This is a genomic window from Bradyrhizobium roseum, assembly GCF_030413175.1.
Taxonomy (GTDB): Bacteria; Pseudomonadota; Alphaproteobacteria; order Rhizobiales; family Xanthobacteraceae; genus Bradyrhizobium; species Bradyrhizobium roseum.
On the sequence record NZ_CP129212.1, the window covers coordinates 5,780,574 to 5,800,337 of the forward strand.

The following is a 19,764-nucleotide window of genomic DNA, read 5'->3' on the forward strand; positions in this document are numbered from 1 at the left end:
CCGGCCATACAATCACCGATCCCGATCGAATGGAACATCCCTCATGCCATCGACAGCACAACGGCCCTATCGCGGCGTATTCCCCGTCGTTCCGACCATCTTCGACGAGCGTGGCGCGCTCGATCTGGCGGGGCAGCGCCGCTGCGTCGATTTCATGATCGACGCCGGCTCCAACGGGCTGTGCATCCTGGCCAATTTCTCCGAGCAGTTTGTGCTGACCGACGCCGAGCGCGAACAGGTGATGCAGGTGGCGCTGGCGCATGTCGCCGGAAGGGTGCCTGTGATCGTGACGACGACGCATTTCGGCTCACGGGTCTGCGCCGAGCGCAGCCGGCAGGCCCAGGACGCGGGGGCTGCGATGGTGATGATCATGCCGCCCTATCACGGCGCCACGTTCCGCGTGCCGGAAAAGGCGATCTTCGATTTCTATCGCACCGTGTCCGACGCCATCGACATCCCGATCATGATCCAGGATGCGCCGGTCGCCGGCACGCCGCTGTCGGTCGACCTGCTGGCCCGCATGGCGCGGGAGATTGCGAATGTCAGCTATTTCAAGATCGAGGTGCCGATGGCCGCCGCAAAGCTGCGCGACCTGATCGCGGCCGGCGGCGACAGCGTCGAAGGGCCGTGGGACGGCGAGGAAGCGATCACGCTGATGGCCGACCTCGACGCGGGCGCGACCGGCGCCATGACCGGCGGCGGATATCCTGACGGTATCCGGCAGATCGTCGATCCCTATCTGGCGGGCCGCCGCAACGAAGCGATGGCGGCCTATGCCCGCTGGCTGCCGCTGATCAATTGGGAGAACCGTCAATGCGGCCTGCAGGCTGCCAAGATCCTGATGCAGGAAGGCGGCGTGATCGGCTCGGCCGCGGTTCGACACCCACTTCAGAACGTTCGCCCCGAGGCGCGCGCGGGGCTGATCGAGATTGCCCGCACGCTCGATCCCGTGGTGCTGCGCTGGGGCCAATAAGGCCCCCTATTCCGGAAGTGCGACGTCGGCGATGACGGGCAGATGGTCCGAATAGGCGCGCGCCTTGCGGTCGGTCCAGGCCGAGCGGATGATGAGGTCCGGCGAGGCATAGATCCGGTCAAGCCGCATCATCGGCAGCCGGGCCGGAAATGTCCGCAGGCGCGTGCGCACCGGGCAAATCCGCGCCAGCACGCCGCGCACTGATTTGACCCAGAACCAGTCGTTAAAGTCGCCGAGTACGATCGTGCGCGTCGGCCGCACCAGTTCGGCCAGCGCATGCGCCTGCGCGTGCCGTTCATGGATGCTCAGGCCGAGATGGGTGGCGATGACCCTGACCTCCGCCTGCTTGAAGAGGATACGTGCCGCGATGGCGCGGCGCGGCTCACGTTCCTCGTACGAGACGTCGGAAACCGTCGGTGGCTCGATGAAAGGCCAGCGGCTCATCAGCACCTGGCCATAGTCGCCGTCCTTGGTGACGATCGACCGCGCATCGATGCTGTGCTCGCCGACGGCCTTGGCCAGCAGCGCAAAGGGGTCGTCGGTCCGTCCGCGTGAGTCGACCTCCTGCAGCGCCACGATATCCGGAGACCAGTGGCGAATGATGGCGCAGACGCCGTCGAGGTCGAATCTTGGATTGAGCATAAACGTGCCGTGGACGTTCCACGTCATGATGCGAAGCGTTGACGTCACCTTCGGCGTCCCGCCATCCAGGTCACCAGGAACTGCACGGCGAGGCAAAGCGCGATCCAGGCCGCGATCGCCAGCGCCAGCAGCAGGACATTGCCCCATGACGCGTTTCGGGCGAGATCGGCGATCTGCGCGCCGAGGGCGGCCATGACCGCGATGCCCGGCGCCATGCCGAGCGCCGTGCCGAGCATGAAATCGCGCAGGCTCAACTCGCTGGCGCCCGCCACGAGATTTACCACCGAAAAGGGCGCGATCGGGACCATCCGGATCATCGCGACCGCGACGACGCCCTTGTCGATGACGCGGCGCTGGATCCGCGCCGCCCGGCGTCCGAGCAGCCGCTGCAGCCGGACATGGCCCAGGAACCGGCCGATCAGGAACAGCGTCAACGCGCTGAGCAGCACGCCGATGCCGGCGCTGACAAAACCCATCCAAGGCCCGAGCGCCGCCGCCGTCGCCGCGATCAGCACCAGCACCGGAAAGACCACGAGACCGCCGACCACGAAGGCGGCAATCGCCAGCAGCGGCGCGAACTGCGACCGCGCCGGTTGCGCGATCACCGAGGAGACGAAGCCGACATCGGCAAAATCCTTCAGCGACGTATATTGCCAGGCCAGCGCGAGGCCGGCGAGCGCGGCGACGAGGCCGAGCACGGCAAGGATCGTACGCGCCGTCCACATGCGGGTGGCGGCCCGGTCGAGATGAAGCGGTTCGCGGGGGTCGGCGACGGGTTGCACGACGGTCGCAAGCCCGCCTTCCGTCGCCGCCGGATCGATCGGCTGCAGCGATTTTTCGCGGTCGCTCGCCGCGAGGCGATCGAGATATCCGAACAGATCGGCCTCGTTGTCCTCGATCTCGCGTTCGTCGGCGCCGCAGAAATGCCCGATCATCTGGCGGCGAAACCGGGCGATATATTCCTGCTGCTTCTCCGACGTCGCCTCGAAGGCCAGATCGCATTCGGTGTCGGCGCCCATCGAGCGGTTGTTGATATTGGCGGAGCCGATGCGAAGGAAGCGATCGTCTGTTATCATCACCTTGCTGTGCACCATGACGGCCGACGCCGACCCGTCCGCGCCCCGCGTCGACGGATAGAGGAAGCGAACGCGGTCCACAACATCGGCCGCCACGAACTGGGCGATGAACCCGCCACGGCCGCTCTGCATCGCCTGCGATTCGAACCAGGACGAATGCATTTTGGGCGTGACGATGAGGACTTTGAGCTGCGGCACGTCCAGCATCCGCTGCACCAACAGACGCGCGATGTCGACGGCGCTGGTGAACTGGTTCTCGATATAGATGAAGCGGTCGGCCATATTGATGGACGCCTCGAACAGCCGCGCCACCTCGTGCGCGCCGGCGTCACCCGCGATGGTGATGCCGGTCCGGGCGATGCCTGCCGTCATGTCGCGCACCTGCACCGGAATCGCAGCCGGCCAGCGGTCGCCGGTGACCGCGGCGGATTTTGTCACCGCGCAGCCGGCGGCGCGCCACCTGCCCTCGGCCACTTCCCTCAGGCAGGCAGCGGCTTCGCCATCCACCATGCACTGCACGTCGTGAAACGGCGGATAGGGCTTTCCGTCGGGATCGACGCGGAGCGGATCATCGGCCGCGTGCGCGCTGCTGTCCCAGCGCCTGATCGTCAAATCGAGACCGCCGGAGAAGGCGAGCACGCCATCGATGACGACGATCTTCTGGTGCTGCGCCGAACCCAGAGGAAGGCTGGAGTCGAAGCAGAAGCGAAGCCGGTCCGGCGCGCCCGCGGTGAATTTCGCGGGAGAATTCCATTCCCGCTCCGCCGCGTAGAGGGGCGGAAAATCCCAGCTCAGGATGTCGATCCGCAAGCCGGGCCTTGCCTTGAGCAGCGCCTTGAGGAACGCGCCGAGTTCTTCCGGATAGCCGTCGTCGGCCTGGCCGGACGGACCGACGAAGCGGGTCAGGCTGTGGATGTCCCAGCCGATGATATAGACCTGCCGCGTCGCCAGCAGCAGCGCCGCGCGCAACGCCGCGAAATAGGCGGCGGCATCATTCAGGATTGCCAGCCGCCCTGCCTTGCACTTGCGCCAGACGGTATCGCCCGGGGTGAGGATGGATGAGCTCTGCAGCAGAGGGCACCTCGGCGAGACAGGACATGAACGCGGGACGACGGGCGGAGGCCGGTCCGCCCGAACAAACGCCTTCAGGCCATCAGGGTTCCACAGCCGGGATTGTTTTTGCTCAGGAATTTCCACGGAAATGCGGCGCTCCCGATCGATGGCGCCTGGTCGCAGGCAACACGCATCCCATTGCAAATCTCTTATATATGACTATCGTCATATAATAGCGATCGAACAGGAGAAGCCGCGATGTCCGCAAGCCCCGATCCCGTCGTCATCCTTTCCGCCGCCCGCACGCCGCTGGGGCGATTCATGGGCGAACTGTCCCCGTTCAGCGCGCACAAGCTCGGCGCGCATGTGATCGGCGCGGCGCTGCAGCGGGCGAAACTGCCGCCGGAGCGCGTCGACGAGGTGCTTTTGGGCAACGTGCTGCCGGCCGGACAGGGCCAGGCGCCGGCGCGGCAAGCGGCGCGTGGCGCCGGATTGCCCGACGCCACCGGCGCCACCACGGTCAACAAGGTCTGCGGCTCCGGCATGAAGGCGACCATGCTGGCCCACGACATCATCAACGCCGGCTCGGCGGACATCGTGCTGGCCGGCGGCATGGAGAGCATGAGCAACGCGCCCTATCTGCTGGCGAAAGCGCGCGGCGGCTATCGCGCCGGCCATGACCGGATCATCGATCACATGATGATGGACGGGCTGGAAGACGCCTACGAGAGCGGCCGATCGATGGGCGACTTCGGCGAGGCCACCGCGGAGGCGTATCAGTTCACCCGCACGGACCAGGACGCTTATGCGATGGAGACGCTGAGCCGCGCCCGCAAGGCGGTCGAGGGTGGCGCGTTCAGCGCCGAGATCGCGCCGCTGACATTGACCGAGAAGACCGGCCCGCGCGTCATCGCCAATGACGAACATCCGCTCAAGGTGGATCCTGCAAAAATTCCCGGACTGAAACCCGCGTTTCGCGCCAACGGCACCATCACGCCGGCCGCCTCCTCCGCCAATGCCGACGGCGCCGCCGCACTCATTCTCGCAAAACGTTCACTCGCCGATCGGGACGGCCTGCCGTTGCTTGCCGAGATCAAGGGCCACACCACCCACAGCCAAGAGCCGCAATGGTTCACCACCGCCCCTATCCCGGCGATCCGCAAGCTGCTGGATAAAGTGGGCTGGAGCGTCGGCGATGTCGATTTGTTCGAGATCAACGAAGCCTTCGCGGTGGTGGCGATGGCGGCGCAGAAGGACCTTGGCATCCCCCGGGAGAAACTCAACGTCAATGGCGGGGCCTGCGCGCTCGGCCACCCGATCGGCGCCACCGGCGCGCGGCTGATCGTGACGCTGTTGCATGCGCTGGAAGCGCGCAACCTGAAACGCGGCGTCGCCGCCCTGTGCATCGGCGGCGGCGAAGCCACTGCGATTGCCGTCGAGCGTGTCGGGCGCTGATCTCGAAGCAAGGGTTCGCGGGCGGCTGAGTATAGCCGCCCAGTCACAGGCTAGTAGTTGGTCGCCGTCCTCTGGTTCGGGATGCCGTCGATCGGGCACTCATCCGTGCCGACCGTCGGACGTGTCATCGCCTCGACCATTTCCCGGGTGCCTTCGGGATCGGCGATCCACTTGGCATAGAAATCGTAGGGGCAGGTCGCGACGCCCTTTGCGCCGTCACCGGAATTGATCATGCCGGTATAGCCGCGATGCACCAGCTTGAAGAGGTGGTTCTGCGACTGGCCGTTGCGGCGGGCGTCGCGGATCAAATGTTTTGACAGCGCGGCGTATTGAATGCCGTTTTCCTCCTCGCCGGTCTCGCCGAGGGTGCGGCCGTCGAAGCCGATGATCGCGGAGTGGCCGAAATACGAATAGACGCCGTCGAAGCCGGCGGCGTTGGCGACCGCGACATACACGTTGTTGGCCCAGGCCATCGCCTTGGAAATCATCACCTGCTGTTCCTTGGCCGGATACATATAGCCCTGGCAGCGCACGATCAGTTCGGCGCCCTTCATGGCGCAGTCGCGCCAGATCTCCGGATAGTTGCCGTCGTCGCAGATGATCAGGCTGACCTTCAGGCCCTTCGGGCCTTCGGATACGTACGTGCAATTGCCGGGATACCAGCCCTCGATCGGAACCCATGGCATGATCTTGCGGTACTTCTGCACGATCTCGCCCTTGTCGTTCATCAGAATCAGCGTGTTGTACGGCGCCTTGTGCGGATGCTCCTCATGACGCTCGCCGGTGAGCGAGAACACGCCCCAGACCTTCGACTTGCGGCAGGCCTCCGCAAAGATCTCGGTTTCGTCGCCCGGCACCGACGAGGCCGTCTCGTACATCTCCTTGGAGTCGTACATAATGCCATGGGTGGAATATTCCGGGAAGATCACGAGATCCATGCCCGGCAGGCCGAGCTTCATGCCCGCGATCATGTCAGCGATGTTGCGCGCGTTGTCGAGCACCTCGGCCTTGGTGTGCAGCCGCGGCATCTTGTAATTGACGACGGCGACGCCCACCGTGTCGTTGCTGGAGGAAATGTCACCGTGGAGCATGGGATCGCCTCTCGTTCGGGTTCGGATTTTGACAGATCGCGCGTCAGTGGCTGATCATCCAGGGCCGCGCGGTCGGGAAGCCCTTGGCGCCGCTTTTCGATTGGGTCATCAGCCGCGCCGGCTTCTTCTTGCCGGTCGAGCAGCAGCCGCAACCGGGGCCGTGGGCGGCCTTGTACTCAGCAACCGTTTTCGGTGCGTGGGCGCTGCGCTCGTTGGTGGCGATGGCCTTGCGTTTGTCCGACGGCATGCAGAAGAACGCCGGCGCGGTCAGGATCACCCGCGGCGACTCACTTTCGCAGCGCGGGCAGTCCTGCGGATCGTCGCACTCGGCCATCGGCCGCATGTCCGTGAACGGGCCGCAATCGTTGCAGAGATATTCGTAGACAGGCATCTGTTTTCCTCGCGCGAGTGTTTTCGTAGCGGCTTCGCGATGATGGATGCGGGCGGCGGCACGCGTTCGGCCATCCCGCATCCTTCTCGCGCAGGGATCACTTGTCCGGCGAGATCGGCATCTGGATGTCGCCGGTGATATGTTTGATCGGACCCGCCGACGACGGCATGATGTCGAAGTCGAAGATTTCCGTCGGCAGCCACAGCGTGGCGCAGGCGTTGGGCACGTCGACGACGCCGGAGATGTGGCCCTGGCACGGCGCCGTGCCGAGGATCGAATAGGCCTGCGCGCCGGAATAGCCGAACTTCTTCAGGTACTCGATCGCGTTCAAGCAGGCCTGGCGATAGGCGATGTGAACGTCGAGGTAATGCTGCTTGCCGGCCTCGTCGACCGAGATGCCCTCGAAGATCAGATAGTCCTTGTAGTTCGGCGTGATCGGCGACGGCTTGAACACGGGGTTCTTGATACCGTATTTGGCGACGCCGTCCTTGATGACATCGACCTTGATATGCAGCCAACCGGCCATTTCGATCGCGCCGCAGAAGGTGATCTCGCCGTCACCCTGGCTGAAGTGCAGGTCGCCCATCGAGAGGCCGCCGCCCGGCACATAGACCGGGAAGTAGATTTTCGAGCCGCGCGACAGGTCCTTGATGTCGCAATTGCCGCCATGCTCGCGCGGCGGCACGGTGCGGGCGCCCTCGGCGCCGATCTTGGCCTTGACGTCGCCCTTGGCCTGGCCGGCATGCGCCGTCGCAGCGAACGGCGGATTGGCGAGGCCCGGCACGCGGGTCGGGTTGGTCGCGATCAACGCGTTCTCGCGCTCGTTCCAGGTCGCGAGCAATTTCGGATCGGGCAGACAGCCGATCAGGCCGGGATGGATCAGGCCGGCGAAATTCACGCCGGGAATGTGGCGCGACGACGTGTAGAGGCCCTTGATGTCCCAGATCGATTTCTGCGCCAGCGGGAAATGGTCGGTCAGGAAGCCGCCACCGTTCTGCTTGGAGAAGAAGCCGTTAAAGCCCCACAGGCTCTCCTTCAGCGGACCGACGTCGAGCAGGTCGACCACCAGGAGATCGCCGGGCTCGGCGCCCTTGACGCCGATCGGGCCGGACAGGAAATGCACGATCGACAAATCGATGTCGCGCACGTCATCGGCGGAATCGTTGTTCTTGATGAAGCCGCCGGTCCAGTCGTAGGTCTCTATGATGAAATCGTCGCCCGGGCTGACCCATGAAACCATCGGGATGTCGGGATGCCACCGATTGTGGATCTTGTCGTTCTCGTAGGCCGACTGCGAAAGATCTACCTTGATCAATGTCTCTGGCATCAGATGCTCCCCTTTTTACCAGTCAATTTGCTGTTCACTTCCCAGGCTCCTTAAACCGACAGATATTTCGAAACTTGCGCGGCATCGACGCTGTCGCGCGGGTCGTCGCGGACGATCGCGCCGTTCTCGATCACGAGCACGCGGTCGGCGATCTCGAGCGCAAAACTCAGCACCTGTTCTGAGACGACGATCGACAGGCCGCGCTCGTCGCGGATCCGCTTCAGCGTGCGCGCCATGTCCTTGATGATGGATGGCTGGATGCCCTCGGTCGGCTCGTCGAGCAGCAGCACTTTTGGCTTGGTGGCGAGCGCGCGGGCGATCGCGAGCTGCTGCTGCTGTCCGCCGGAGAGATTGCCGCCGCGGCGGCCCTTCATCTCCAGCAGCACGGGAAACAGTTCGTAGATATCATCAGGCACTTCCGTGCCGCCGGACACGACGAGACCAGTCTCGATGTTCTCCTTCACCGTCATGGTCGAGAAGATCATGCGGCCCTGCGGCACATAGGCTAGGCCTTTGGCAACGCGCTCATAGCTCGGCAGCGCGCTGAGCTCGGTGCCTTCCATGCGGACCGAGCCGCTCCTGGTCGGCAAAATGCCCATCAGCGACTTCATAAGCGTAGTCTTGCCCATGCCGTTGCGGCCCATGATCGCGACGATCTCGTTGGGCGCGACGGAGACATTGAGGCCGTGCAGCACCTCGCTCTGGCCGTAAGCGACGTGAAGATCCGAAATAGCCAGCATCGATTGCTCCTTAATGGCCCAGATAGACTTCGATCACCTTCGGATCGTTCTTCACTTTCTCCATCGTCCCCTCAGACAAAATCTGGCCCTGATGCAGCACCGTGACCTTGTGGGCGATGTCCTCGACGAATTTCATGTCGTGCTCGATGACCAGCACCGAGCGGTCCTTGATGATACGATTCAGCAGTTCCGCGGTCTTGGCGCGCTCGGAGACGCTCATGCCGGCGACGGGTTCGTCGAGCATCAGGAGGTCCGGGTCCTGGATCAGCAGCATGCCGATCTCCAGCCACTGCTTCTGGCCATGGCTTAGCTCGTCGGCAAAGGTGTGGAGCCGGTCCTTCAGGAAGATCATTTCCGCGACCTCGTCGACCCTTTCTTTCACCGCTGCGTCACGCTGGAATGTCAGTGAACCGAACACGGTGCGGCCGCGCGGATAGGAGATTTCCAGATTCTCGAACACGGTGAGGTCTTCGAACACTGACGGCGTCTGGAATTTACGGCCAACGCCGGCCTGCACGATCTCGTTCTCCTTCAGTTTCGTCAGTTCCTTGCCGCGAAACTGGATCGACCCGGAGGTGGCGCGCGTCTTGCCGCAGATCAGGTCGAGCACCGTCGTCTTGCCGGCGCCGTTGGGGCCGATGATGACGCGGATCTCGTTCTCCTCGACATAGAAGGACAGATCGTTGACTGCCTTGAAGCCGTCGAAGGAAACGGTGAGCGCTTCGACCGCGAGCAGGAATTCCTTGGGCTGGGAACCGATGAGCATGATGATCTCCTCACTCCGCCGGCGCGCCATCGGCGACGGAAGTGTCGCTCCAGCCGTTCTTGGATTTCGGTTTTCGCATGGCCAGCAGCCTGTCGATGCGCGGCTGCACGTAGTCCTGCCAGATGCCGGACAGACCGTTCGGGAAGGCCAGCACCACGGCAATGAACAGTGCGCCAAGGCCGAACAACCAGAGCTGCGGGAAGGATTCCGAAAGGCTGGTCTTGGCGAAATTGACCAGCAGCGAGCCCCACACCGCCCCGAAGATCGACATCCGCCCGCCGACCGCGGTGTAGATGACCATCTCGATCGACGGCACGATGCCGACAAAGGATGGCGACATGAACCCAACGTTGAGCGCGAACATCGCGCCGCCGATCGCGGCGAACACGGCGGCCATGCAGAAGGCAAAAATCTTGAAGTTGGCGACGCTGTAGCCGGAGAAGCGAACACGGTCTTCCTGTTCGCGCATCGCGACCAGAATGCGTCCGAGCTTGGTCAAACGGATGAACTGCGCGATGCCGATGCAGGCAAACAGCAACACCACTTCGACGAAGTACAGGATGATCTTGGCGTGGTCGGGCCGGATGTCCCAACCTTTCAGCGTGCGCAGGTCGGTCATGCCGTTGATGCCGCCGGTATAGCCCTGCTGTCCCACGATCAGGATGGTCAGGATCGCGGCGATCGCCTGGGTGATGATCGCGAAATAGGTGCCGCCGACCCGACGCTTGAACATCGCGGTGCCGATGATCAGCGCGAACAGCCCCGGCACCAGGATGATGGCAAGAATAGTGAAGGTGAGACTGTGGAACGGCTGCCAGAACAGCGGCAGCGAGGTGATCTGGTTCCAGTCCATGAAATCGGGGATGCCGGGCGTCGACTGGATCTTGGTGTTCTCGACGCTGGAGGCTTCCAGCTTGAGGAACATCGCCATGCAGTAGCCGCCGAGGCCGAAGAACACCCCCTGCCCCAGGCTCAGGATGCCGCCATAGCCCCAGCACAGCACCAGCCCGATCGCGACAAAGGCGTAGGTCAGGTATTTGGCGACCAGGTTGAGACGGAACACATCCAGCGACAGCGGCAGGATCACGAACAGGACCAGAGCCAGGGCAACGAAGCCGATCAGCTCGGACCGATTGAAGAAGCGTGACGTGATGATCATGACTTCCTGCTTCCGTTATTTGCGGACTTTGAGGGCGAACAGACCTTGCGGCCGCAGCATCAGGATTCCGACCACGGCGAGCAGCGTGAGCACCTTGGCCATTGAGCCCGACATGAAGAATTCCAGCGTCGACTGGGTCTGCGAGATCGAGAAGGCGGAAGCGATGGTGCCGATCAGGCTGGCGGCGCCGCCGAACACGACCACCAGGAAGGTATCGACGATGTAGAGCTGGCCGGACGTCGGCCCGGTCGAGCCGATCATGGTGAAGGCGCTTCCGGCGACGCCGGCGATGCCGCAACCCAGCCCGAAGGTGTAGCGGTCGACTTTCTCGGTGTTGATACCGACGGCTCCGGCCATGATGCGATTCTGCACCACGGCGCGGACCTGGCGGCCCCAGCGCGATTTGTACAGGACATAGGCGACCACGACGGTGATCAGCAGTGTCAGGCCCATCACGAAGATACCGTTGATCGGCACTTCGATGGAGTCGGTCACTTTAAGCGAGCCCAGCATCCATTGCGGCAGTTCGACGCCGACTTCGCGCGGGCCGAACACCGAGCGATAGGTCTGCTGCAGGATCAAGCTCAGGCCCCAGGTGGCGAGCAGCGTATCGAGCGGTCTCTTGTAGAGATGTTTTATGAGCGCCCATTCGACCAGCATTCCGAGCGCGCCTGACGCGAGGAAGGCAAGTATCATCGCGAGGAAGAAGTAGCCGCCGAACAGGCCCGGCAGATAGGACTGGAAAACGTTCGACGTCATCCAGGTGACGTAGGCGCCGAGGATCATGAACTCGCCGTGGGCCATGTTGATGACGCCCATCTGGCCGAAGATGATCGCAAGACCAAGCGCCATCAGCACGTAGACGGAAAACAGGATCAGGCCCGCAAAGCCCTGCATGACGAAGATGGAGCCGAGATCGCCAATCGAATAGTCACCGAACATCGATGTTTCTCCGTCGAGGGATAAGGCCCGCGTCGCGAACGAATTCGCGACGCGGGGTCGTCAAGCGCGGATTGACGGTCCACGCCAGGGAGCTGGTGCACAGGAGAAAGCCGCGCGGAGTCCTGCGGCGCTTACTGGTAGCCCTTCGGGAACGGATCGGGCTCTACGAGATCGGCGGTCTCGAAGATCAGTTCGAACTGGCCGTCGAGCTTGGCCTTGCCGACGCGGGTCTTTGACCAGAGGTGATGGTTTTCGTGGATGCGCACGTAGCCTTCGGGCGCGCCCTTGAATTCGACACCGGTCGAGGCAGGCGCGATCTTGTCGATGTCGAAGCTCTGGGCCTTCTCGACCGTCAGTTTCCACAGCCACGGGCCGAGATAGGCAGCCTGGGTGACGTCTCCGATCACGGTCTTTTCGCCCCACATCTTCTTAAAGGCGGCGACGAATTCCTTGTTGTTAGGATTGTCGAGCGACTGGAAGTACTTCATGCAGGCATAGGCGCCCGCGATGTTCTCGCCGCCGATGCCGTCGATCTCGTCCTCGGTCACCGAGATCGTGAGTAGCGCCTGCTTCGAGAGATCGATGCCGGCCGCCTTGAGCTGCTTGTAGAAGGCGACGTTGGAACCGCCGACCACGTCGGTGAAGATGACGTCGGGCTTGGTGAGCTTGATCTTGTTGATGACCGAATTGAACTGCGTAGAGCCGAGCGCGTAATATTCCTCGCCGACGACCTTGCCCTTCAGCACGTTCTCGACGTGCTTGCGCGCGATCTTGTTCGAGGTGCGCGGCCAGATGTAATCCGAGCCGATGAAGAAGAACGATTTTGCGTTCTTCTCCTTGGCGATCCAGTTGAGGCCGGCGAGGATCTGCTGAGTGGCTTCCTGGCCGGTGTAGATGACGTTCTTGGACTGCTCGAGGCCTTCATAGAAGGTCGGGTAATAGAGCATGCCGTTGTACTGTTCCATGACCGGCAGCACCGCCTTGCGCGATGCCGAGGTCCAGCAGCCCATGATGGCTGCCACCTTGTCGTTGACGAGCAGCTTCTTGGCCTTTTCGGCAAAGGTCGGCCAGTCGCTGGCGCCGTCTTCCTGGATGAACTTGATCTTGCGTCCGAGCACGCCGCCCATCGCATTGATCTGTTCGATGGCGAGCTTTTCGGCCTGGATCGAACCTGTTTCCGAAATCGCCATCGTGCCGGTGGCCGAGTGCAGGATGCCGACGGTGACTTCAGTGTCCGTCACCGCGAGCCCGGTCGTATTGACCGTTGCGGTCGCAGGCCCGGCCCCGAACGAGGGCCGCGGAAGCATCGAGATCAGCGGCAACGCCGCCGCGCCCATCAGCAGTTTGCGGCGAAGCGGCGACTGCAGATCCTTGTTTTTTTCGTCTGACATGAGCACCCCATTGTTGGTTCGAGAACGCTTATTGGTCAGGCGAGGATTGCCTAGAATTGTGCACTGCACTGATACGTGAGATCGCGTATACTGCACCGCAAAATAGCGACGTAGGTTGTGTGCGGGGTTTGCTGTCTACGTACGAAGACCGAGCAGACCGGGCAGGAGTGATGAAGTGGCAGGGCGGCAGCGGATCGACCGCGTCAGGCGCCAATATAATCAATGGGTTGCGAACCAGACCCTGGAAGACTATGCGCTGCGCTTCACCGCCAAGAGCGCGCGGCGATGGTCGGCCGCCCGCGTCGCCAACACGGCGCTAGGCGCCATCTCATTCCTCGCACTGGAAGCGATCGGCGGAACGATTACGCTGAATTACGGTGCAGCCAACGCCACCGCCGCCATCCTGGTCGTCAGCGTCATTATCTTTCTTTGCGGACTGCCGATCGCCTACCACGCCGCCAAATGCGGCATCGATATCGACCTGCTGACGCGCGGCGCGGGCTTCGGCTATATCGGCTCGACCATCACGTCTCTGATCTACGCCTCCTTCACCTTCATCTTCTTCGCGCTCGAAGCGGTCATCATGGCCGCCGCGCTGGAGATGTGCTTCGGCATCCCGCGCCCGATCGGCTATCTCATCAGCGCCGTCGTCATCATCCCCCTGGTGATCTATGGCATCACGCTGATCAGCCGCTTCCAGCTATGGACGCAGCCGCTCTGGGTCGTGCTCCACATCCTTCCCTTTGTGGCCATCGCCTGGGCCAACCCGCATTCATTCACCGAGTGGCGTAAATTCGCCGGCGAACATGGCGACACGACCGGCCATCTCGACCTGCTGCTGTTCGGCACCGCGGCCTCCGTCGTGTTCTCGCTGGTGGCGCAGATCGGCGAACAGGTCGACTTCCTGCGGTTCCTGCCGCGCGACCGCCGTACCTCGCGGACGTCGTGGTGGATCGCGCTGCTGAGCGCCGGCCCCGGCTGGATCATCTTTGGCGCGCTCAAACTGCTGGTTGGTTCCTTCCTCGCCTACTTCGCGCTCAGCCATGGCGTCACCAACGAACAGGCGGCCGACCCGGCGCACATGTATCTCGAAGCGTTCCGGTATGTGCTGTCGCAGCCGGATCTCGCGCTGGCGCTGACCGGCACCTTCGTCATTCTCTCGCAGGTCAAGATCAACGTCACCAACGCCTATGCCGGCTCGATCGCGTGGTCGAACTTCTTCTCGCGGCTGACGCACAGCCATCCCGGCCGCGTGGTCTGGCTGGTGTTCAACGTCATGGTGGCGCTGCTCTTGATGGAAATCGGCGTCTACAAGGCGCTGGAGCAGACGCTGGCGCTCTACTCCAACGTCGCGATCGCCTGGGTCGGCGCGCTGGTCGCCGATCTCGTCATCAACAAGCCGCTTGGGCTGCGCCCGCAGCACATCGAGTTCAAGCGCGCGCATCTCTACGACATCAATCCGGTCGGCGTCGGCGCCATGCTGATCGCGACCATCGTGTCGATCTCGGCGTTCTACGGCCTGTTCGGACCGACCGCGAAGGCGCTGTCGGCCTTCGTGGCGCTCGCTGTTGCCTTCATCACCGCGCCGCTGATCGCATGGGCCACCGACGGCAAATATTACATCGCGCGCAAGCCGAAACGAAGCTGGCAGAATCTCGAAGCGATCCAGTGCTGCATTTGCGAGCATTCGTTCGAGCCGGAGGACATGGCCTCCTGCCCAGCCTATGCGGGGCCGATCTGTTCGCTGTGCTGTTCGCTCGACGCACGCTGCCACGATCTCTGCAAGCCGCATGCGCGGATCGGCGCGCAGGTCTCGGAGACGCTGGGCAAAATGCTGCCGCAGCCGATCTACGCCCGGATCAACTCGCAGTTCGGGCATTATGTCGGGGTCTTCGCGGTGTCCGCGGGCCTGGTCGGGTTGACGCTCGGGTTGATCTACCTGCAGACCTCGGCGACGATCGGGGTCGACACCCTGCTTGTGTCCGACGTGCTGTGGAAGGTGTTCTTCGCGCTCACCATCATCATCGGCGTGGTGGCGTGGCTGTTCGTGCTGGCCCAAGAGAGCCGCCGCGCAGCCGAGGCCGAAACGCGGCGGCAGACCGCGCTCCTGATCCAGGAAATCGACGCCCACAAGCGCACCGACGCCGAGCTGCAGCGCGCCAAGGAAGTGGCTGAGTCCGCCAACCTCGCCAAGAGCCGCTATGTGGTGGGGTTGAGCCATGAACTGCGTTCGCCGCTCAACGCCATCTCCGGCTACGCCCAGCTGCTCGAACAGGATTCCAGCCTCAATACAAAGCCGCGCGACCAGGTGCGCGTGGTGCGCCGCAGCGCCGATCACCTGTCAGGGCTGATCGACGGTATTCTGGATATTTCCAAGATCGAGGCCGGCCGGCTCTATCTGTCGCGCGACGAGGTGCGCTTCAGCGAATTCCTCGAGCAGCTCGTCGGCATGTTTCGCGTCCAGGCGGCCGCCAAGGGCATCGACTTCGTGTTCCGGCGGCCTTCGGTGCTGCCGCTGGTCGTCTATGCCGACGAGAAGCGGCTGCGCCAGGTCCTGATCAATTTGCTGTCGAACGCGCTGAAATTCACCCAGACCGGCAGCGTGCAGTTCGTCGTGCATTACCGCAGCCCGGTCGCCGAGTTCGAGATCATCGACACCGGCCCCGGCATCCAGCCAGACGATCTCGAACGGATCTTTGCGCCGTTCGAACGCGGCGCGCTGGGCGTGTCGCAGCCGCAGACCGGAACTGGTCTGGGGCTGACCATCAGCCGGCTGCTGGCGGGCGTGATGGGCGGAGATATCCGGGTGACGAGCGAGGTCGGCACCGGCAGCACGTTCCGCGTCAAGATCCTGCTCTCCGAAGTCACCAACCCGACGCGGATCGCGCCGGTCGGGGCGCCGATCTTCGGCTATCACGGGCCGCGCAAGACGATCCTGATCACCGACGACGATCCGACCCAGCGCGATCTCCTGCGCGAGGTGCTGACGCCGCTCGGGTTCATTTTGCTCAGCGCGCCTGACGGCACGGGCTGTCTCGCGCTGGCGCAGCATTGCCGGCCGGATTTGTTCCTGCTCGATATCTCGATGGCCGGCATGGACGGCTGGACGGTGGCGGAAAAATTGCGCGCGAGCGGCCATCACCAGGCCCGTATCCTGATGGTGTCGGCGAGCGCGCTGGAAGCGCATGGCGCGCCGCTGGCGCAGCCGTTCCACGACGGCTACCTGATGAAGCCGATCGATATTCCAAAGCTGTTGGAGACGATCCGGCAACTGCTCAGGCTCGAATGGCAATACGAGGCCGAACCGGCTCCCCCGCCGCGCTGGAGGCCGGAGACGGGCTCGCGGCCACCGGTGAAATATGTCGAGGAACTGATCGGCCTCGGCCAGCTCGGCTATGTCAGAGCGATCCAGGTCAAGCTGGACGAGATCGGCCAGGAATACCCTGAACATGCCGACTTCGTGTCGCAAATGCGTGCCTTGATCGACCGCTTCGATCTCGACCAGTACATGGCGGCCTTGAAAACATTGCACAGCTATGATCACTGAATCCAAAAAGCGCGACGTCGCCCTCATCGTCGATGATTCGCCGGAAACGCTGCGGCTGCTCACCGACGCGCTCGACGGCGCTGGCATGACGGTCATGGTCGCGCTCGACGGCGCGGCGGCGATGCGGATCGTCGACCAGATCACGCCCGATATCGTGCTGCTGGACGCCGTCATGCCCGGCCTCGACGGTTTCGAGACCTGCAGGCGATTGAAGCGTGATGCAGGTCTGGACCACGTTCCGATCATCTTCATGACCGGGCTCGCCGAGACCGAGCATATCGTGCGGGGGCTGGAAGCCGGCGGCGTCGACTACGTCACCAAGCCGATCGCGGTCGAGGAGATGCTGGCGCGCATCCGCGTCCATCTGGCGAATGCGCGGCTGACGCAGAGCGCGCGCGCCGCGCTCGACGTTTCAGGCCGCTATCTGCTCGCCGTCAACGCCGCCGGCAAGATCATGTGGGCGACCCCGCAGGCGCAAAAGCTGCTGTCGGATGCGCTCAGCGCCGACAGCGACGACGATGTCGTGCTGCCCGACCCGATCCCGCAATGGCTGGACCAGGCCCGCAAGGGCAAGGCCGGGTCGAAAGCCGCGATCATGACGGCGCTTCCCGGCAACGAACAGCTGCGGCTGCAATATATGGGCAGGCTCGGCAGCAACGAATTCCTGCTGCGGCTGGCCAAGGATTCCGGCGCCGAGACGCCTTCCGAATTCTCCAGCGATCTCGGCCTGACGGCGCGCGAGGGCGAAGTGCTGTCGTGGCTGTCGAAAGGCAAGACCAACCGCGACATCGCGCAGATCCTGGGCCTGAGCCCGCGCACCGTCGACAAGCACCTCGAACAGATCTATTCGAAACTCGGGGTTGAGAACCGCACGGCGGCGGCCGCCATCGCGGTGAATGCCAGGCACCGGAAATCCTGACATCAGGTTTCCAGCGGTGCCTCGGAGGAAGGGCTCACCGCATTTCGGGGAGACCAGCGCCTCAGCTCGTCATACAGTGCGTCGGGCTGTATCGGCTTGGTCAGGAAGCCGTTCATGCCGGCCTCCAGACAGATTTCGCGTTGTCCCACCAGCGCGTTGGCGGTCAGCGCGATGATCGGAACATCGCGCTGCGGGCCGCTCAAGGCGCGGATCGCCGCAGCCGCGGAAATGCCGTCCATCTGCGGCATCTGCATATCCATCAGCACGAGGTCATAGGGCTTTTTCTGCACCGCCGCGACAGCCTCCTCGCCGTTGCAGACGAGGTCAGCCTGATAGCCGCGGCGGGAAAGCAGCTTCGAGATCAGCGTTCGCATGATGGCGTTGTCCTCCGCCACGAGGATGTCGAGTGACGCAGCAACGCCGTCATCCATGACCGGCGCCAAGGGAGGCGCCGCCGCCACAGATGCGGTAACCACCTGGCAGCGAACCGAGAAGGAGAACTTGCTACCCGTGCCTGGTTCGCTTTCGACCTCGATGTCTCCGCCCATGGTTTGGCAAAGCCGTTTGCAAATCGCCAGGCCGAGGCCGGAGCCACCATATTTGCGCGATATGGATGTATCGGCCTGGGTGAAGGGTTTGAACAGATTTGCCAGCGTTTCCGGCTCGATGCCGATGCCGGTGTCGGCGATTTCGATGCGAAGCTCGATGTCGCCATCCGCCAAAAGGAGATGCGATGCGGTGACGGTGATCGTGCCCTTCTCCGTGAACTTGATCGCATTGCCGACCAGATTGAGGAGAATCTGGCCAATCCGACCTGGGTCACCCCGCATCAAGGCCGGCAGGTCGTCGGCAAACGACGTTCTGATGACAAGGCCTTCACACACTTTCGGAGCCATGAGCAAAGCAACAGCCTCAACGCATTGCCGGGGCTCGAAATCGATTGTTTCCGGCACGAGTTGACCCGCCTCGAGCTTGGAAAAGTCCAGGATGTCGTTGACGATCGTCAGCAGGTTGTTGGCGGATTCCTCCGCCACTTTGGCCAGACCTCGCTGCTCGGGATCGAGCGCCGTTCCTGTCAGCAGGTTGATCATCCCCATCATGCCTGCCATCGGCGTGCGGATCTCGTGGCTCATGATCGCCAGGAACTCGGATTTCGCCCGGCTCGCCGCCTCGGCCGCCTTGGTGGCCGCGCTCAGCCTCTCGTTGGATTCCCGCAGCTTGGTTGCTTCGCCCGCAAGGCGATGTGTTGCTCGCCAGATCATGACCCCGAGCAGCGTAAACAGCGCAACCAGAAAGCCGGCCTCGCCCAGCCGGCGCACGGTGCTTTGCACCCACGGCGCCAGCAATTCCTGGGTATCCTGCGCAACGGCAATAACGAGCGGGAAAGATGCTCCGGTCGTATAGCTGTTGAGACGGCGGGCGCCGTCGGTGGACGACACGATCTCGACGGTACCAACCGGTGAATTCTTGAGGTGCTGGAAGATGCCGCTCTTGGTCATGTCACGACCGACATTGGCATCTGAGAACGGTCGCCTCACCAGCAATTTGCCCTTCAGGGACGCCAGCAGGATCGCGCCGTTGTCGCCGATCTGGAGTCGGTTGTACAGTTCCTGAAAATACTGGGCTTTGATGGCCACGAGGACAACGCCGCCAAATGAGCCGTCCGGACGATTGAAGCGCCGGGATACCGGAATGATCCAGTTGCCCGTCGTACGTCCTCGTACCGGCGAGGCGATGTACAACGCTCGATCGGCTCGAGCCTGATGATGGAGGAAGTACTCCCGGTCCGAGAAGGTGGCCCCTGCCGGGATTTCAACGGCGCTGGCCACCATTGTCCCGTCGGCGTCGATTATCCCGATGGTGGAGAACTGGGGTGAGTGTTGGATTTGTTCAGCAAACTGCGCCCCTGAAAGCTCTTGCTCCTTGCTTGAGAACGGACTGTTTTCAAGCCGGAACACGGTTGCAACCAACAGTGCGTCTGCGGTGCGAAAGGTAAGCTCGGCTTGCTGCATGAGCGAGTTGGCGAGATTGACGTTCTCTTTCTCGCCGTCCGCCAGCACGAAGGCTCGATGCTGCACGATATGAAGGGCTTCGACGCCGATGAAGGTGACGCATGTCAACGCGATCAGGGCGGTGGTCCAGGTGGTAGCGGAAACCCGCCCCCTGGCGTTTTTCCTCCGAGGCCATCGTATCGCCCTTGCCATCTGCGCCATCGTGGTCCCAGCCCCAATTGGAATGGAGTAGCTGCGGAACCATTGACGCCACGTAAGAAAGAGCGGCCGTAATACTACG

General features: G+C 63.1%; 15 protein-coding genes. 4 read left to right on the top strand and 11 right to left on the bottom strand.

The features are described 5' to 3' along the window. The first annotated feature begins 43 nt into the window (after positions 1–43). Positions 44–973: a dihydrodipicolinate synthase family protein gene (locus QUH67_RS27315; RefSeq protein ID WP_300942524.1), complete on the top strand. Its 930-nt coding sequence runs from the start codon at positions 44–46 to the stop codon at positions 971–973. 6 nt (positions 974–979) lie between these two features. On the opposite strand, the gene QUH67_RS27320 is transcribed toward QUH67_RS27315, so the two are convergent. Next, on the bottom strand, positions 980–1,663 hold the full coding sequence (locus tag QUH67_RS27320; RefSeq protein ID WP_300942525.1) for an endonuclease/exonuclease/phosphatase family protein: 684 nt from the start codon (positions 1,661–1,663) through the stop codon (positions 980–982). Beyond that, positions 1,660–3,888, bottom strand: a complete 2,229-nt coding sequence (locus tag QUH67_RS27325) for a VTT domain-containing protein (RefSeq protein ID WP_300942526.1) — start codon at positions 3,886–3,888, stop codon at positions 1,660–1,662. Before QUH67_RS27325 ends, QUH67_RS27320 begins: the two co-directional genes overlap by 4 nt. Before the next feature lie 114 nt (positions 3,889–4,002). On the opposite strand from QUH67_RS27325, the gene QUH67_RS27330 reads away from it, so the two are divergent. Further along, positions 4,003–5,199 (top strand): acetyl-CoA C-acyltransferase, encoded by a 1,197-nt coding sequence (locus QUH67_RS27330; protein WP_300942527.1) that lies wholly within the window; start codon positions 4,003–4,005, stop codon positions 5,197–5,199. Positions 5,200–5,249: 50 nt separating this feature from the next. On the opposite strand, the gene QUH67_RS27335 is transcribed toward QUH67_RS27330, so the two are convergent. From QUH67_RS27335 to urtA, 8 genes are all read right to left on the bottom strand, one after another. Continuing rightward, a complete protein-coding gene (locus QUH67_RS27335) occupies positions 5,250–6,290 on the bottom strand; it encodes an aliphatic amidase (protein ID WP_300942528.1) in 1,041 nt (346 codons plus the stop codon). Between the two features lie 43 nt (positions 6,291–6,333). After that, a complete protein-coding gene (locus QUH67_RS27340; protein WP_300942529.1) occupies positions 6,334–6,681 on the bottom strand; it encodes an FmdB family zinc ribbon protein in 348 nt (115 codons plus the stop codon). 97 nt (positions 6,682–6,778) lie between these two features. Next, on the bottom strand, positions 6,779–8,008 hold the full coding sequence (fmdA, locus tag QUH67_RS27345; protein ID WP_300942531.1) for a formamidase: 1,230 nt from the start codon (positions 8,006–8,008) through the stop codon (positions 6,779–6,781). Positions 8,009–8,058: 50 nt separating this feature from the next. After that, on the bottom strand, positions 8,059–8,748 hold the full coding sequence (gene urtE / locus QUH67_RS27350; RefSeq protein WP_300942533.1) for an urea ABC transporter ATP-binding subunit UrtE: 690 nt from the start codon (positions 8,746–8,748) through the stop codon (positions 8,059–8,061). A 10-nt stretch (positions 8,749–8,758) separates the two neighbouring features. Further along, positions 8,759–9,514 carry an urea ABC transporter ATP-binding protein UrtD gene (urtD, locus tag QUH67_RS27355; RefSeq protein ID WP_300942534.1) on the bottom strand — a complete coding sequence of 252 codons (756 nt, stop codon included), beginning with the start codon at positions 9,512–9,514 and terminating at the stop codon, positions 8,759–8,761. 10 nt (positions 9,515–9,524) lie between these two features. After that, a complete protein-coding gene (gene urtC, locus QUH67_RS27360; protein WP_300942535.1) occupies positions 9,525–10,673 on the bottom strand; it encodes an urea ABC transporter permease subunit UrtC in 1,149 nt (382 codons plus the stop codon). A gap of 15 nt (positions 10,674–10,688) precedes the next feature. Further along, positions 10,689–11,615, bottom strand: coding sequence for an urea ABC transporter permease subunit UrtB (gene urtB, locus QUH67_RS27365; RefSeq protein WP_300942536.1), 927 nt, complete (start codon positions 11,613–11,615; stop codon positions 10,689–10,691). Between the two features lie 131 nt (positions 11,616–11,746). Beyond that, complete coding sequence (urtA, locus tag QUH67_RS27370) at positions 11,747–13,006, bottom strand: urea ABC transporter substrate-binding protein (RefSeq protein ID WP_300942538.1); 1,260 nt, start codon at positions 13,004–13,006, stop codon at positions 11,747–11,749. 175 nt (positions 13,007–13,181) lie between these two features. Here urtA and QUH67_RS27375 point away from each other — a divergent pair, with 175 nt between their 5' ends. Both QUH67_RS27375 and QUH67_RS27380 read left to right on the top strand, forming a co-directional pair. Continuing rightward, positions 13,182–16,553 carry a hybrid sensor histidine kinase/response regulator gene (locus QUH67_RS27375; protein ID WP_300942539.1) on the top strand — a complete coding sequence of 1,124 codons (3,372 nt, stop codon included), beginning with the start codon at positions 13,182–13,184 and terminating at the stop codon, positions 16,551–16,553. Continuing rightward, positions 16,543–17,472 carry a response regulator gene (locus tag QUH67_RS27380; RefSeq protein ID WP_300942541.1) on the top strand — a complete coding sequence of 310 codons (930 nt, stop codon included), beginning with the start codon at positions 16,543–16,545 and terminating at the stop codon, positions 17,470–17,472. The genes QUH67_RS27375 and QUH67_RS27380 overlap by 11 nt, the downstream gene beginning before the upstream one ends. A 2-nt stretch (positions 17,473–17,474) precedes the next feature. Here QUH67_RS27380 and QUH67_RS27385 read toward each other — a convergent pair whose 3' ends face one another. Then, positions 17,475–19,685, bottom strand: coding sequence for a hybrid sensor histidine kinase/response regulator (locus tag QUH67_RS27385; protein WP_300942543.1), 2,211 nt, complete (start codon positions 19,683–19,685; stop codon positions 17,475–17,477). Positions 19,686–19,764: the final 79 nt, after the last annotated feature.

Excerpts from the sequence above, each read along its gene's own strand:
- fmdA (WP_300942531.1), bottom strand. The coding sequence starts at position 8,008 with ATGCCAGAGACATTGATCAAGGTAGATCTTTCGCAGTCGGCCTACGAG.
- urtA (WP_300942538.1), bottom strand. The coding sequence starts at position 13,006 with ATGTCAGACGAAAAAAACAAGGATCTGCAGTCGCCGCTTCGCCGCAAA.
- urtB (WP_300942536.1), bottom strand. The coding sequence starts at position 11,615 with ATGTTCGGTGACTATTCGATTGGCGATCTCGGCTCCATCTTCGTCATG.
- QUH67_RS27315 (WP_300942524.1), top strand. The coding sequence starts at position 44 with ATGCCATCGACAGCACAACGGCCCTATCGCGGCGTATTCCCCGTCGTT.
- QUH67_RS27385 (WP_300942543.1), bottom strand. The coding sequence starts at position 19,685 with ATGGCGCAGATGGCAAGGGCGATACGATGGCCTCGGAGGAAAAACGCC.
- urtE (WP_300942533.1), bottom strand. The coding sequence starts at position 8,748 with ATGCTGGCTATTTCGGATCTTCACGTCGCTTACGGCCAGAGCGAGGTG.
- QUH67_RS27330 (WP_300942527.1), top strand. The coding sequence starts at position 4,003 with ATGTCCGCAAGCCCCGATCCCGTCGTCATCCTTTCCGCCGCCCGCACG.
- QUH67_RS27340 (WP_300942529.1), bottom strand. The coding sequence starts at position 6,681 with ATGCCTGTCTACGAATATCTCTGCAACGATTGCGGCCCGTTCACGGAC.
- urtC (WP_300942535.1), bottom strand. The coding sequence starts at position 10,673 with ATGATCATCACGTCACGCTTCTTCAATCGGTCCGAGCTGATCGGCTTC.
- urtD (WP_300942534.1), bottom strand. The coding sequence starts at position 9,514 with ATGCTCATCGGTTCCCAGCCCAAGGAATTCCTGCTCGCGGTCGAAGCG.
- QUH67_RS27380 (WP_300942541.1), top strand. The coding sequence starts at position 16,543 with ATGATCACTGAATCCAAAAAGCGCGACGTCGCCCTCATCGTCGATGAT.
- QUH67_RS27335 (WP_300942528.1), bottom strand. The coding sequence starts at position 6,290 with ATGCTCCACGGTGACATTTCCTCCAGCAACGACACGGTGGGCGTCGCC.